The organism is Pseudomonas sp. 2822-15, from assembly GCF_002742515.1.
GTDB lineage: Bacteria > Pseudomonadota > Gammaproteobacteria > Pseudomonadales > Pseudomonadaceae > Aquipseudomonas > Aquipseudomonas salomonii.
In genome coordinates, this window is record NZ_LJRY01000367.1 from 1 (window position 1) to 12,738 (window position 12,738).

At 60.6% G+C, this 12,738-nt stretch carries 15 protein-coding genes and 1 tRNA gene; 8 read left to right on the plus strand and 8 right to left on the minus strand.

The features are described from left to right. Positions 1 to 238 precede the first annotated feature (238 nt). The 3 genes from ampE to AOA59_RS28795 form a co-directional block, all read right to left on the minus strand. Positions 239 to 1,075 (minus strand): regulatory signaling modulator protein AmpE, encoded by an 837-nt coding sequence (ampE, locus tag AOA59_RS28785; RefSeq protein WP_099489855.1) that lies wholly within the window; start codon positions 1,073 to 1,075, stop codon positions 239 to 241. After that, entirely contained in the window at positions 1,072 to 1,635 is a 564-nt protein-coding gene (gene ampD, locus AOA59_RS28790; RefSeq protein WP_099489856.1) for a 1,6-anhydro-N-acetylmuramyl-L-alanine amidase AmpD, read from the minus strand. The genes ampE and ampD overlap by 4 nt, the downstream gene beginning before the upstream one ends. 61 nt (positions 1,636 to 1,696) lie before the next feature. Beyond that, complete coding sequence (locus AOA59_RS28795; protein WP_065911644.1) at positions 1,697 to 3,853, minus strand: DUF1631 domain-containing protein; 2,157 nt, start codon at positions 3,851 to 3,853, stop codon at positions 1,697 to 1,699. 242 nt (positions 3,854 to 4,095) lie between these two features. Between AOA59_RS28795 and nadC the strand changes: the two genes are divergently transcribed. Next, positions 4,096 to 4,944 carry a carboxylating nicotinate-nucleotide diphosphorylase gene (gene nadC / locus AOA59_RS28800; protein ID WP_065911645.1) on the plus strand — a complete coding sequence of 283 codons (849 nt, stop codon included), beginning with the start codon at positions 4,096 to 4,098 and terminating at the stop codon, positions 4,942 to 4,944. A gap of 54 nt (positions 4,945 to 4,998) precedes the next feature. Here the strand turns inward: nadC and AOA59_RS28805 are convergent, their stop codons facing one another. The 3 genes from AOA59_RS28805 to AOA59_RS28815 all read right to left on the minus strand — a co-directional run bounded on the left by AOA59_RS28805 (position 4,999) and on the right by AOA59_RS28815 (position 6,021). Beyond that, on the minus strand, positions 4,999 to 5,304 hold the full coding sequence (locus tag AOA59_RS28805; protein WP_017134512.1) for a DUF6388 family protein: 306 nt from the start codon (positions 5,302 to 5,304) through the stop codon (positions 4,999 to 5,001). A 166-nt stretch (positions 5,305 to 5,470) separates the two neighbouring features. Next, positions 5,471 to 5,543: transfer RNA gene (locus AOA59_RS28810), tRNA-Thr, on the minus strand. 64 nt (positions 5,544 to 5,607) lie between these two features. Continuing rightward, a complete protein-coding gene (locus AOA59_RS28815) occupies positions 5,608 to 6,021 on the minus strand; it encodes a pilin (protein ID WP_099489857.1) in 414 nt (137 codons plus the stop codon). A gap of 202 nt (positions 6,022 to 6,223) precedes the next feature. On the opposite strand from AOA59_RS28815, the gene AOA59_RS28820 reads away from it, so the two are divergent. The 4 genes from AOA59_RS28820 to yacG are packed head-to-tail and all read left to right on the plus strand — an operon-like array spanning position 6,224 to position 9,112. Beyond that, positions 6,224 to 7,432 carry a type II secretion system F family protein gene (locus AOA59_RS28820; RefSeq protein ID WP_099489858.1) on the plus strand — a complete coding sequence of 403 codons (1,209 nt, stop codon included), beginning with the start codon at positions 6,224 to 6,226 and terminating at the stop codon, positions 7,430 to 7,432. Then, complete coding sequence (locus AOA59_RS28825) at positions 7,429 to 8,295, plus strand: A24 family peptidase (RefSeq protein WP_099489859.1); 867 nt, start codon at positions 7,429 to 7,431, stop codon at positions 8,293 to 8,295. Before AOA59_RS28820 ends, AOA59_RS28825 begins: the two co-directional genes overlap by 4 nt. Next, complete coding sequence (gene coaE, locus AOA59_RS28830; RefSeq protein ID WP_099489860.1) at positions 8,292 to 8,915, plus strand: dephospho-CoA kinase; 624 nt, start codon at positions 8,292 to 8,294, stop codon at positions 8,913 to 8,915. Before AOA59_RS28825 ends, coaE begins: the two co-directional genes overlap by 4 nt. Beyond that, positions 8,912 to 9,112 (plus strand): DNA gyrase inhibitor YacG, encoded by a 201-nt coding sequence (gene yacG, locus AOA59_RS28835; protein WP_017134507.1) that lies wholly within the window; start codon positions 8,912 to 8,914, stop codon positions 9,110 to 9,112. The genes coaE and yacG overlap by 4 nt, the downstream gene beginning before the upstream one ends. Here yacG and AOA59_RS28840 read toward each other — a convergent pair. Both AOA59_RS28840 and AOA59_RS28845 read right to left on the minus strand, forming a co-directional pair. Further along, entirely contained in the window at positions 9,109 to 9,324 is a 216-nt protein-coding gene (locus tag AOA59_RS28840; RefSeq protein WP_003171680.1) for a hypothetical protein, read from the minus strand. The two genes, yacG and AOA59_RS28840, sit on opposite strands and share 4 nt — an antisense overlap. A gap of 74 nt (positions 9,325 to 9,398) precedes the next feature. Further along, positions 9,399 to 10,088, minus strand: a complete 690-nt coding sequence (locus AOA59_RS28845; RefSeq protein WP_099489861.1) for an energy-coupling factor ABC transporter permease — start codon at positions 10,086 to 10,088, stop codon at positions 9,399 to 9,401. 129 nt (positions 10,089 to 10,217) lie between these two features. Between AOA59_RS28845 and AOA59_RS28850 the strand changes: the two genes are divergently transcribed. From AOA59_RS28850 to AOA59_RS28860, 3 genes are all read left to right on the plus strand, one after another. Beyond that, complete coding sequence (locus AOA59_RS28850) at positions 10,218 to 10,847, plus strand: DUF1780 domain-containing protein (protein ID WP_053254334.1); 630 nt, start codon at positions 10,218 to 10,220, stop codon at positions 10,845 to 10,847. Positions 10,848 to 10,936: 89 nt separating this feature from the next. Then, on the plus strand, positions 10,937 to 11,110 hold the full coding sequence (locus AOA59_RS28855; protein ID WP_017134503.1) for a DUF3094 family protein: 174 nt from the start codon (positions 10,937 to 10,939) through the stop codon (positions 11,108 to 11,110). Positions 11,111 to 11,170: 60 nt separating this feature from the next. Continuing rightward, complete coding sequence (locus AOA59_RS28860; protein ID WP_056859093.1) at positions 11,171 to 12,469, plus strand: NAD(P)/FAD-dependent oxidoreductase; 1,299 nt, start codon at positions 11,171 to 11,173, stop codon at positions 12,467 to 12,469. Positions 12,470 to 12,738 lie beyond the last annotated feature (269 nt).

The window sequence follows — 12,738 nt, forward strand, 5'->3', positions numbered from 1 at the left end:
CCCTGCCAGTTAAAAACTGTTACCTATGTGCGTGAACTGATTTGTAACCCATGTGGGTGAGTCATACCGGCGAAGACCTTTTGCTTACTTTTGGGTCTTTCCAAAAGTGAGCCGCCGTAAGGGCGGAACCCTAAGCAGCCGTTACCGCAGCAACGGATATGTACACCACCAACAACCCGCCATCGCAGGCAAGCCAGCTCCCACAGTTGACCACATGCAGCCTTCCTGTTGCGAGGAGCTAAGGCAACACCGTCCAGATCGCGAACCCGGCATACCACAGCACCGCAGCCCGCAGCAGCAGTTCCCACAGACGATCCAGGCTGTTGACGCCATCGGCCCCAACCACCGGTGGTGGAATTTCGGCCGCCACCAAGCCGACTTTTTCCATCAGTTGCGCGGCGCTGATGTCCCAGCTCAACAGCTCATGCAGCATCACCCGGCTAACCGCGACAAAATTACCCACCAGGGCAAAGCTGGCCGCCAGCAAACGCACCGGCAGCCAATCAAAGGCGTGACGCAATTGCCCGGCGCGCTCGGCGACCAGCGGGTTCTGGCTGTTCTCGCTGGCCAATGCCAACAAGCGATAAGCCAGGGCCGCGACCGGGCCGAGCAGGAAATACCAGAAAATCACCGCAAAAAAGCTTTGGTAGGCCTGCCACAGCAAATGGCCTTGAACCCGCTCCAGCAGTTGCTCGCCACTGTCGGCGGCCACTTTCAGGTCGCGCTCGGCCACGTGCTCGGCAGCTTGCAGGTCACCGCGCCGCCAGGCGTCGCGAAACGGCCCAAGCTCGCCCAGCAGATCGCCGCGCCCCAGGCTGTAGATCACCACCAGCAAATGCACCGGCAACGCCAACAGACCATAAGCCACGGGCTCCAGCACCAACAGCAACAACCCCAGCAAGGCCACCGGCAACAACACCAGCAGTACCAGGATCAGCCAAGGCTGCTTGCCCATGCGCGGGCTCGTTTCCAGCTTGGCCAGTTCGCGCAGCCATCCGCCATCACGTTGCAACCGCCGACGCAGGGCCGAGAACTTCTCGATCCACACCGCCAGCACCAATACCAGGAAACTCATCGTGCGTGTCCTCCATCCTGCAGGGCGCTGCGAAAGCGCGTCCAGTCAAAAGCCGGGCCAGGATCGGTCTTGCGTCCCGGTGCGATATCACTGTGGCCACAAATACGCTGCGGGGTAATGCCTGGGTAGGCCGCCAACAGCTGCCGGGTCAGGTCGAGCAGCGACACATATTGCGCATCGGTAAACGGCAGTTCGTCCGTGCCTTCCAGTTCGATCCCGAGGGAGAAGTCATTGCACACTTCACGCCCCTCGAAGCTGGAAATACCAGCATGCCAGGCACGGTCCAGGCACGACACAAATTGTGTCACCGCGCCGTCACGTTCAATCAGAAAATGCGCAGACACACGTAGGTCGACAATGCCTTCAAAGTAGGGATGTTCCGTGACATCCAGGCGGTTTTGGAAAAACGCCTGCACCTTGCCAGTGGCAAACTGCCCAGGTGGCAGGCTGATGTTATGCACCACCAACAGTGAGATCTCGCCGGCGGGGCGCTCGTTGAAGTTGGGCGACGGGCAATGACGGATGCCCTTACACCAACCGCTGGTGGGGTCCAACTGCATACGGGCTCCTTGAATAAGTCGAGGTGTTACCAGTATGCCGCGTTCAGCCCTGCGGTTGCGATCACTTGCCGCGATTGAGTTGGCGCAGGGTGCCAATCACCGAAGCCAGCGCGCGGTCGAACAGCAGCCCCTCGTCAAGGTTGCGCAGCGCGCCCTGCTTGAGGGCCATGGCCAATTGGCCGGCACTTTTATCGAGGACTTTGAGCCCCGTGCGGCTGACAAAAATATAGCGATTGGTCGGCGCCATGATGGCCTTCAGCTTGCAACGCAGCCGGCTGCCATCGTCTTGCTGGAACTCGAACCAGTTGCCAATGCGCAACTGCTGGACCTTGAACAACGCCGGGTCATCACTGGGCAGGCTCGGGGTGGGGTCAGGCACGTCGCTACTGAGCGAAAACGGCTCACGCACTTCGATCAGCGTGTCCAGGCGCTCGCCGTCGAACGACTGCAGGTGCATGGCCTGCAAACGTACAAAAAATTCGCGGGTGCTGAAGGGGTCGAACGCTGCACTGGTCAACCCATCACGCAAGGCTTTGAGCAGGCCGGGCAGTTGTTCAAGCAAGTGCCGGCCGGCCTCGGTGTCTTTTTGCAGGCTGACGCTCCAGATCAATTCGTCCAGGGTGCGCACGGCCGCCTGCCATTGCACTGACTGCTCGCCCTGCTTGAGGCTGGCCAGCAACAGCACCTGGCTCCAGGCCTGTTGAATAAATTGCACCACGGCCTGGGGCAATACTCGGCCCACCAGTCGTCGATTGAGCACCTCGGCCACCCGCTGGCGTGCAGCGTCTGTGCGCACCCGGCCTTCCTCGGCCTCACAGGTATGCTGTTCGAGCAATTCGCTGCGCTGGCGCTCGTCTGCGGTAAAGGCGCTGAACTGCGCCAGCACCTGAGGAAAAATCGCCACGTCTTCGACGAACTCATTCAACAGCCGCTGTACCACCTGCTCAGTGCGCAGGTACAGGTTGTCACGCTGATAGTCATCACGCGGGCTCCATGTCATGGCCGCACCGGCGATTTCATTGAGCAAGCGTCGCGCCGGGTGGCCGGCGCGGCTGAAAAAACTCTTGTCCAGCACCGCCACCTTCAACAGCGGAATCTGCAAACGTGCGATCAAGGCCTTGAACACGTCAGGCACGCAGTGGTCAGCGAGGATGAACTCGAACAACAGCGCGACCAGGTTGATCACATCCTCATCGGCGTCTTCCACCACACGGGATTTACCGCTCTTGACGCTCACGCGGGTCAACAACTGCTCAAGCTGGTTGCGCAGGTCGAAGTCGTCCTCGGCCTCGGGCTCCGGCACATATTGCTGCAGGTGGGAGAGCAGGCGCAGCAAATCGCGGGTAGCGATGGGCTGGGGTTCGGCGCTGGCTTCCAGGGTGGGCGCGACGCTGCCACGCACGGCAGCGAGCAACTTCTGCAACGCGGCGAAGGCTTGCTGGCCGTTTTCATCCATGGGCGGGTCGACAATCGGGAGGTTGCCTTCAGGCTGCTGTTCACGCGCCGCACACCCACCGGGGCGACGGGACGGCACCGCCTTGAGCTGCGGCAAGACGCCAGTGGCGACCAACAGTTGGTTGGCCTCGGCGTACAGTTGGTCGGCGTCACTGAGCACATACTTCTCGAACAGCTTGAGCATGATCAGCTTGACGCGAATCTCCACCCCCAGGCTGCGCCCCGCACGCAGGAAGAACTCGCACAGGAGTGCCGGGCCCAGCGGGTTATCGCGCTCATCCAGGGGGTTGCCGAGCAACGCGCCCAGACGAGCAGTCAATTGCCCCAGCGCCAGGCCATCGCGATGGCGCACCCGGCCGAGCATGGCCTCCAGCGCGACAGCTTTTTCCAGCTCATCACTGGACGTACCCGGCGCCGCCTCATAGGACACCACCGGCACCAGGTGAAACTCACCGCGCTCGGCCTGGCCCAGGTCGATAAATGCGGCGAACAATTGCTCCATGAACACGCGCTCGAAATTCTTGCGCTTGAGGCGCAGGTCACGCATGGCTTCAAAGAAAATATGGTGGTCGACGTTGCTGCGGGCCTTGTCGGCCATTTCAAACAAGGTGTCGTCAGCGTTATCGAACAGTTCCTGCAAACCTTGCTGCAACTGCTGCGCAGCCTTGTCGCGAACCTGCAACAACACCACCGGCAGGCGCGCGAGCGGCGATGGCGTGGCCTGTGCCCGATTGATGGGCACCACCTTTCCGTCAATGTGCATCCTGGCCTCCTGAAACGGCGGTGTTGAGTTGGGGAAAATCGGCTACAGGCCCCATCGGGCGGTAAACACGGGTTATCTCCAGGACGTCAAAGCTATGACGCCAATCGCAAGGCGCGAGATTATCTTGCAAATGGGGGCTGTTGCGCCAGTGAACTCTGCCAATGCGCTGTAAATGAGTGGCGAGTATGGGTTCGGCGGCGCGCTGCCCCTATAATCGAGGCACTTTGTTTGTGGAGCCTGTTATGCCGAATCTCCGTCTTGCCGACCTCACCGCCGAAATCGAAGCCAACGTGCGCCGCGCACTGCTGGAAGACATCGGCAGCGGCGACATCACTGCGCAACTGATCCCGGCCGAACGGCTGGCCAAGGCCACCATCATTACCCGCGATGCGGCCGTTATTGCCGGCACTGCCTGGGTGGACGCGGTGTTCCGCCAGCTCGACCCACGGGTTGCAGTACATTGGCAGGTGGCCGACGGTGAGCGTGTGAGCCCCAATCAAGTGTTGTTCCACCTGGAAGGCCCGGCACGCTCGCTGCTGAGCGGCGAAAGGTGTGCGCTGAACTTTCTGCAGATGTTGTCAGGCGTCGCCACGCGCGCGCAGTACTTGGCGGACTTTGTCGCCAGCACTCAGGTCAAGTTGCTGGACACCCGCAAAACCCTGCCGGGCCTGCGCCTGGCGCAAAAGTACGCCGTAACTTGCGGCGGTTGCCACAACCATCGCATCGGGTTGTATGACGCGTTCCTGATCAAGGAAAACCACATCGCCGCCTGTGGTGGGATTGCCGAGGCGATTACCGCCGCCCACAAGATCGCGCCGGGCAAGCCGGTGGAAATCGAAGTGGAAAGCCTGGAGGAGCTGCGTGAGGCACTGGCGGCGGGCGCCGATATCATCATGCTCGACGAGTTGAGCCTGGATGACATGCGTGAGGCAGTGCGCCTGAATGCCGGCAAGGCCAGGCTGGAAGCCAGCGGCGGGATCAATGAAACCACCTTGCTGCCCATCGCGCAGACCGGGGTGGATTACATTTCCATCGGCGCAATGACCAAGGATGTGAAGGCGGTGGATTTGTCGATGCGCCTGAGCCTCTGAGCAAGCAACATCCGAGCAAAAGGAGCGAGGTTGCTCGCTCCTTCAATTTCGCGCTCAGATCGCGAGATTATTCATCCCGCAATACTCGTTCCAGTCAACGCCCAGTACCTCGGCGGCCTCCTTGTGCAAGGCCAGGCGCGCCGCTTCGAACTCTTGCGGCGTCGAGGTGTACTTGAGGGTCAGTTCCCATGGCTGCAGGCCCTGGGCCTCGGCCTCATCCTCGAACGCCCACTGGATCTGGTCCTTTTGATCATCGGCGCTCAGGTCCTTGATCTCGTCGAGCAGTTCCGGCGATTCCGCGACATATTTTTTGAGGGCTGCTTCGTGCCGCTGTTCCTGGGTCATTTCTTGTGTGGTCATGTTGTTCTCTTAGATCATGGAATGGGGATGCATCTGGGTCATCAAGGTTGCGCAGATACAAAAGAGTGGGCACGAATGCCGCCTCGTCTGGCCTTCAGAACCATTCTGGGATCATCTGAAAACGTTGCCTTTGAAACAGTGTCGCCGTTGAAACAGTGTTGCCTTGTGCCCGAGACAGGAGTCGAACCTGCGACCTTCGCGTTACGAGTGCGCTGCTCTACCAACTGAGCTACACGGGCGGTGGGCTAAAGCTAGCACCGCCTTGGGCAGGCGGCAACAAACTCGCTGACCGCCCGGCAGGCATTACGCCCCGTCGGCGCCGCAACCCTTGGCGGCGTACTGCGCCTCGACCGTGGTGGCACAGGCCCAACCCTGGGTGGCGCTGCGCGTCAAGGTAATGGTCTTGCCCAGTACCGGCGCCGGCGCGTCGAGGATTTCGCAGGTGATGGAACCGGCGCCCGTGGCCACATCGCCGGCTACGGTGATCGTGCAATTGGCGGTCGGGCTGGTGCCACCGATCAGTTCCAGCTTCGGAACGGTGCCCTGGTTAAGGGTGTCTTCAAAACCCGCCTTCAACGCCGCAATTTCAGCCAGCCCCGCCGTGAACTTGGCCTTGGCCTGGTGCTTGGTGTACATGGGCAGGCCGATGGTGGCCAAAATGCCGATGATTGCCACGACGATCAACAACTCAATCAAGGTAAAGCCTTTCTGACGCATCACATTCACTCTCCAGAATAAAAACCTTATCAAGGCGCGTCCTGCGCCCCGCAGTGTGCAGCGGCGCCAGTGTACTCATCCGTGAGCGCCCAATTGTGGGTAAGACGCACATTCTGACATTTTATCGTGCGCCAACGAGCGGTCCGAATCCGTCACCTGACTAAGCTATAAATCTACGACGACCTGTGTGCGGACCTTTGCCATGAATGACGCTTCAACGATCTACGCCTGGGAAGGCACCAACCGCAAAGGCCGCCGGGTGGCCGGGCAAACCACCGGGCATAACCTGGCACTGGTCAAGGCACAATTGCGCCAGCAGGGGATTTGCCCAGGCCGCGTGCGCAAAAAGTCTTCGCACCTGGCACCTTTTGCAGCGCCGATAAAACCCGCCGATATCGCGCTGTTCACGCGCCAATTGGCGACCCTGTTAAAGGCCGGCATTGCGCTGCTGCAGGCGTTCGACATCATCTGCGAAGGCTTTGAAAACCGGCAGATGCGCGCGCTGATAAAAGCCTTGAAACAGGAGATTGCCGCCGGTAATAGCCTGGCGGCAGCGCTGCGCAAACAGCCGCGTCACTTTGATGATTTGTATTGCAACCTGATTGCCGCAGGCGAACAGGCAGGCGCCCTGGAAACATTGCTCGAACGGGTGGCGATTCACCTGGAGAAAAGCCAGCAGCTGAAAGCGCGAATCAAAAAAGCCATGACCTACCCTATCGCCGTGATCGTCGTCGCCTGCCTGGTCAGTGCAGTGTTGCTTATCCACGTGGTGCCGCAGTTCCAGAACCTCTTCGCCGGGGTAAATGGCCAACTGCCAGGCTTCACCTTGTTGGTGATTGCGCTGTCCAACTTCCTGCAGCACGCCTGGTGGATGCTTGCCTTGGGGCTGGGTTTGGCAATAGCCGCGCTGCGCCATGCCTATCGGGCTTACCCGGGATTTCGTGACGGGCTGGATGCCGCTTTGTTGAACGCGCCCCTGGCGGGCACACTGCTGAGGCGCTCAGCCCTCGCCCGCTACGCCCGCACACTTTCAACCACCTTTGCCGCGGGCGTGCCATTGGTGCAGGCTCTGGACTCCGTGGCTGGCGCGACGGGCAATGGATTGTTCACAAAGGCGATCGAACATATGCGACACGATGTATCCACAGGTGTGCCGTTGAACCAATCCATGGCCCACAGCGGGCTGTTCCCCGGCATGACCATCCAGATGACGGCCATCGGTGAAGAGTCAGGCACCCTGGACCTCATGCTGGAAAAAGTCGCCAACCACTATGAAGCCGATGTGGAGAACCTGGTCGATAACCTCACCAGCCTGATGGAGCCACTGATCATGGTGGTGTTGGGGGGCATTGTCGGCGCGTTGGTGATTGCGATGTATCTGCCGGTGTTCCAGTTGGGGTCGGCGTTTTGAGCCTGCTGCCGAGTGAACAACCCTGGGTCTTTGTCGGGATGGCGTGGGTGCTCGGCCTGATCGTCGGCAGCTTTCTCAACGTGCTGGTGTGGCGCCTGCCGAAGATGCTCGCGCGCGAATGGCGCGCCCAGGCCCAGGAAATACTCGGTCTGCCAGCCGATCCTGTCGGCCCGGCCTACAACCTGATGCATCCCAACTCGTGCTGTCCGCATTGCAGCCAGCCGATTCGCCCCTGGGAAAATATCCCGGTACTCAGCTACCTGATGCTCAAAGGCCGCTGCGCCCGCTGCCGCGAATCGATCAGCGCCCGCTACCCCTTCACCGAATTGGCCTGTGCGCTGCTCTCGGCCACTGCCGCCTGGCATTTTGGCTTCGGCTGGCAAGCTGGCGCAGTGATACTGCTGAGTTGGGGGTTGCTGGCCATGAGCCTGATCGACGTCGATCATCAACTGCTGCCGGATGTGCTGGTGTTGCCACTGTTGTGGCTGGGGCTGATCCTCAACAGCGGCGGCTTGTTGGTGACGCTGCCCGATGCGCTGTGGGGCGCCGTCATCGGCTACATAAGCCTGTGGGCGGTGTTCTGGGTGTTCAAAGTGATCACCGGCAAGGACGGCATGGGTTATGGCGACTTCAAGCTACTGGCCCTGCTCGGTGCCTGGGGTGGCTGGCAGATCCTGCCGATGACGCTGCTGATAGCGTCGCTGCTGGGGGTGTTCGCAGGCCTTGTCCTGATGCGTTTGCGCAAGTCCCAGGCATCGGTGCCGATGCCATTTGGCCCGTGCCTGGCAATTGCCGGCTGGATTGCATTGCTCTGGGGTGGTCAAATAACCGACTTCTATTTGCAGTCTGTCGGTTTCAGATGACCACTTGTGTCGCAACACCCTGGATTTTAGGCCTCACCGGCGGCATCGGCAGCGGTAAAAGCGCGGCCGCCCAGCACTTTATCGACCTGGGCATTGACCTGGTCGATGCCGACCATGCCGCGCGCTGGGTGGTCGAGCCCGGCCGGGCGGCACTCGCACGCATTGCCGAGCATTTTGGTGCGGGCGTGTTGCACCCGGACGGCCAGCTGGACCGCGCCGCCCTGCGTAAGCTGATCTTTGAAGTGCCCGAAGAACGTCGCTGGCTGGAAGCCCTGCTGCACCCGTTGATCGGCGAAGAAATTCGCAGCCATCTGGCGCGTGCGCAATCGCCTTACGCGATCCTGGTGTCGCCGCTGCTGATCGAGTCCGGCCAGTACAGCATGACCCAGCGCATCCTGGTGATCGACGTGCCGCAATCGCTGCAGATTCAGCGTACCCTGCAGCGCGACGGCATCAGCGAACAGCAGGTGCAGGCGATCCTCAAGGCTCAGTCCAGCCGTGAAGACCGTCTGAACCATGCCGATGACGTGCTGGTCAACGACAAGGACCTCGCCTGGCTGCACAGCGAGGTCGAGCGACTGCACCACTTTTACCTTACTTTGCGTGGAGGCCGATCATGAGCCAACCCTTGACCGTCGACTGCCCAACCTGCGGCGCACCCGTGGAATGGAAACCCGACAACCTCAACCGGCCGTTCTGCTCGGACCGCTGCAAGCTTATCGACCTCGGCGCCTGGGCCGCGGAAGAACACAAGATTCCGGTGAGCCCGGATGCCGAGGACGAGCTGTTCTCAGAAGACCTGCCGCCGCGCCACTAAGGCCGCATAAAGGCGTATTCCTGCTGGTCGTCGAGGTTCTCTGCAAGGTATTGCAGCTCGTCGGCCAGGTCTTCAAAACTGCGCACACCCTTGCTCTGCTGCACCACCGCACTGAGCATGGCGCGCAGGGTAAGGCCTGGGTCAAAACCGATTTCCTGTGCCGCATCCTGGCTTCTGCGCAACTCTTGCCGCGCCCATTCGTACACACTCATAGTCTGTGCCCCGCCCTGCTCAGTAAAATTTCGCAGAGCATGGGCCTGCGCGGCCGCCTGGGATTTGATCTGGATCAACGCCGCGAATCGTCATCCTTCCACGGCGCCGACAGGTAGCGCGTACGGTTGAAGGTCTCCAGCCATTCCGGGCAGAACACCACCAGGGCACTGATGACCATGCCGTTGATAAACGCCTCGGGGAAGATGATCAGCCACAGGTAACCGACGAAGTCTTCCAGCCACTCGGGCATGGCAAAACGGCCGTCAAACCACAACAATCCCAACGCCGCCAGCAGGCACAGCAGTGCCGACAGCGCCGCGGCGAAAAAGCCGGAACAGAAGATATACACAAAAGGGTTTCGCGGTTGCGCCCGCTCCACCAGCAGCGCGCAGGTCTCGGTGACCAGCACCGGCAAGCCAATCAGCAGCAAACCATTGACCCCGACCGCCGCCAGGTCCTGGCGCCCCAGCAACACCAAACCCAATTGCGCGGCCAACCCGCCGACGATAGCCAAAGGCCAATCCAGCAGCAGGGTCACGGCGGTCATGCCGATAAAGTGGTAAGACACACCGGTGTCGAAATCCCGCCGTACCAGCCAGAGCATAAACAGGGCAAACACGGTGCCGAACAGCAAATGCTGGCGCCGCCGGTCGGCAAACAACTCGACCCACGGTGCGCGCAGGATCGCCCACATGACCAATGGCGCGTACAACAGCCAGCCAATGATGAGCGTTTCCGGCGCCAACACTGCAGCGCTGATCACGAGCGTAATGCCTTTGCAGAAAACCTCACCACACACCTCGTCCATGCAGTTGCTGTTGAATGAGCAGTCTACACCGGCGTTTCAAAGCAAGACTTCCTGCGGTCATCAATTGGACGCTAAGCTGCCAATATGGATGACTCAGATTATTTGCGCCTGCTCACCGTAGCGGCCGAACAAGCCAATGCGTTCCTGTCCAATGCCCGCAAATGGGAGCGTGAGCGTTGGGTCTGCCAGCGCCTGCTGCAAGGCTTGAACGTGCCTTACCGTGCCGAAGAGTTTCACCCCGCCGGCCAAGAGCCGCCGGACGTGTTGTTTCGCGATGCCAGTTTCGAAGTTTTTTTCGTACTGGATGAAGGCCGGCGCCTGAACGACGAATGGCGTGATGAGTTGCTGCGGCGGCGCAGTGCGTTTTCCTTGAGCCAGTTGGTGCGACGCGAAGCCAAGCCACGGCGCATTCCGGCCCATGAATTCCTGCTGCGCCTGGCGCCGACGTTGCGCAAAAAAGCGCATAACTACAAAGAACGCGGCATGGACCTGGGCGAGCTGGACCTGATTGCCTTCACCAGCCTCAAACGCGAAGTGCTGGACCTCAACAGCCATTTCCCACCGCCTACCGAATACCTGCGCCAGGGCTGGCGCTCGCTGTCATTGGTAGGCCCGACCTTTGCGCGCGTGCTGTTTGCCCACCCGGACGCACCCGACTTCTTGCGCAACAACCTGGGGCGCAGCATAGTATTCGACGTGGGCATCAGCCTGTGACGCGGGCACCGGCTACGCTTGTGGCGAGCCCGCCAACCTCCTGACTGTAACGTGGCGCCCTTTTGCAACGTCTACCTGACGAGGCCTTTATGACCAGCCGCCTGAACCCCGATGACCAACAGCATGTCGAAGAGTACCTGCAACTCTCCCAAAACCGAGTCGAGCGCAAGCCTTTCCGGCCGTGGCTGCTCCTGGGTGTGGTGCTGCTGGTGGTGATCGGGCTCGGCCTGCTGAGCCGCCTTTTGAGTTACCTGACGCTATGAGCTGCGTGGCGCTCGCGAGGGTAACTGCTCCGATTTCTTTTAGCCTTGCGAGATATCCCCATGACCCATCGTATTATTATCGTCGGCGGCGGCGCCGGCGGCCTGGAGTTGGCTACCCGCCTGGGTAAGACTCTGGGCAAGCGCGGCACCGCCAGCATCACGCTGGTGGACGCCAACCTCACCCATATCTGGAAACCGCTGCTGCACGAAGTGGCCGCCGGTTCGCTGAATTCTTCGGAAGACGAGCTCAATTATGTCGCCCAGGCCAAATGGAACCACTTCGAGTTCCAACTGGGGCGCATGAGCGGGCTTGACCGCGAACAGAAAAAAATCCAACTGGCCGCCACCCTCGATGAAGAAGGCCGCGAGCTGGTGCCCGCACGCGTACTGAGTTACGACAGCCTGGTGATCGCGGTCGGCAGCACCACCAACGATTTCGGCACCGAGGGCGCAGCGCAGCACTGCCTGTTCCTCGACACCCGCAAACAGGCCGAGCGCTTCCATCAACAGTTACTCAACCACTATCTGCGCGCCCACGCAGGCCAGACCGATGTGGAAGAGAACATCAGCGTCGCCATCGTCGGCGCTGGTGCGACCGGCGTCGAGTTGGCCGCCGAGCTGCATAACGCCGCCCATGAACTGGCCGCCTATGGCCTGGACCGCATCAAGCCGGAAAACATGCACATCACCCTGATCGAAGCCGGCCCACGGGTACTGCCCGCGCTGCCGGAGCGAATCGGCGGGCCTGTGCACAAAACCCTAGAGAAGCTTGGGGTGACGGTACTCACCAACTCGGCGGTCAGCGAAGTGACGGCGGATGCCTTGATCACCAGCAGTGGCCAGGTCATTCCAGCGAGCCTGAAGGTGTGGGCTGCGGGTATCCGCGCACCGGCCTTCCTCAAGGACATCGACGGGCTGGAAACCAACCGCATCAATCAATTGCAAGTGCTGCCGACCCTGCAAACCACCCGCGACGAAAATATCTTCGCCTTTGGCGACTGCGCCGCCTGCCCACAACCGGGCACCGACCGCAATGTGCCGCCACGCGCCCAGGCCGCTCACCAGCAGGCTTCACTGTTGGCCAAGTCGCTGAAACTGCGGATCGAAGGCAAGGACCTGCCGAGCTACAAGTACACCGACTACGGTTCGCTGATTTCGCTGTCGCGTTTTTCGGCAGTGGGTAACTTGATGGGCAACCTGACGGGCAGCGTGATGCTCGAAGGCTGGCTGGCGCGGATGTTCTATGTGTCGCTGTACCGCATGCACCAGATGGCGTTGTACGGGTTCTTTCGCACGGCGATGCTGATGCTGGGCAGCAAGATTGGGCGTGGGACTGAGCCGCGCCTTAAATTGCATTAACAGCACGGTCCTGAATGGGACCTTGTAAGTGTGGGAGCGGGCTTGCTTGCGAATGCGGTGGCTCAGTATTAGATGTACTGACTGGCACACCGCTTTCGCGAGCAAGCCCGCTCCCACATTTGTTTTGTGGTGAGCCAAGGATTTGCGCGCACAAAAAAAATCCCCGTATCTTTCGATACGAGGATTTTTAATATGGTCGGGGTAAGGGGATTCGAACTCCTGACATCCTGCTCCCAAAGCAGGCGCGCTACCGGACTGCGCTATACCCC

Excerpts from the sequence above, each read along its gene's own strand:
- AOA59_RS28855 (WP_017134503.1), top strand. The coding sequence starts at position 10,937 with ATGACCAGCCGCCTGAACCCCGATGACCAACAGCATGTCGAAGAGTAC.
- AOA59_RS28815 (WP_099489857.1), bottom strand. The coding sequence starts at position 6,021 with ATGCGTCAGAAAGGCTTTACCTTGATTGAGTTGTTGATCGTCGTGGCA.
- AOA59_RS28860 (WP_056859093.1), top strand. The coding sequence starts at position 11,171 with ATGACCCATCGTATTATTATCGTCGGCGGCGGCGCCGGCGGCCTGGAG.
- nadC (WP_065911645.1), top strand. The coding sequence starts at position 4,096 with ATGCCGAATCTCCGTCTTGCCGACCTCACCGCCGAAATCGAAGCCAAC.
- coaE (WP_099489860.1), top strand. The coding sequence starts at position 8,292 with ATGACCACTTGTGTCGCAACACCCTGGATTTTAGGCCTCACCGGCGGC.
- yacG (WP_017134507.1), top strand. The coding sequence starts at position 8,912 with ATGAGCCAACCCTTGACCGTCGACTGCCCAACCTGCGGCGCACCCGTG.
- ampD (WP_099489856.1), bottom strand. The coding sequence starts at position 1,635 with ATGCAGTTGGACCCCACCAGCGGTTGGTGTAAGGGCATCCGTCATTGC.
- ampE (WP_099489855.1), bottom strand. The coding sequence starts at position 1,075 with ATGAGTTTCCTGGTATTGGTGCTGGCGGTGTGGATCGAGAAGTTCTCG.
- AOA59_RS28850 (WP_053254334.1), top strand. The coding sequence starts at position 10,218 with ATGGATGACTCAGATTATTTGCGCCTGCTCACCGTAGCGGCCGAACAA.
- AOA59_RS28795 (WP_065911644.1), bottom strand. The coding sequence starts at position 3,853 with ATGCACATTGACGGAAAGGTGGTGCCCATCAATCGGGCACAGGCCACG.
- AOA59_RS28840 (WP_003171680.1), bottom strand. The coding sequence starts at position 9,324 with ATGAGTGTGTACGAATGGGCGCGGCAAGAGTTGCGCAGAAGCCAGGAT.
- AOA59_RS28805 (WP_017134512.1), bottom strand. The coding sequence starts at position 5,304 with ATGACCACACAAGAAATGACCCAGGAACAGCGGCACGAAGCAGCCCTC.
- AOA59_RS28820 (WP_099489858.1), top strand. The coding sequence starts at position 6,224 with ATGAATGACGCTTCAACGATCTACGCCTGGGAAGGCACCAACCGCAAA.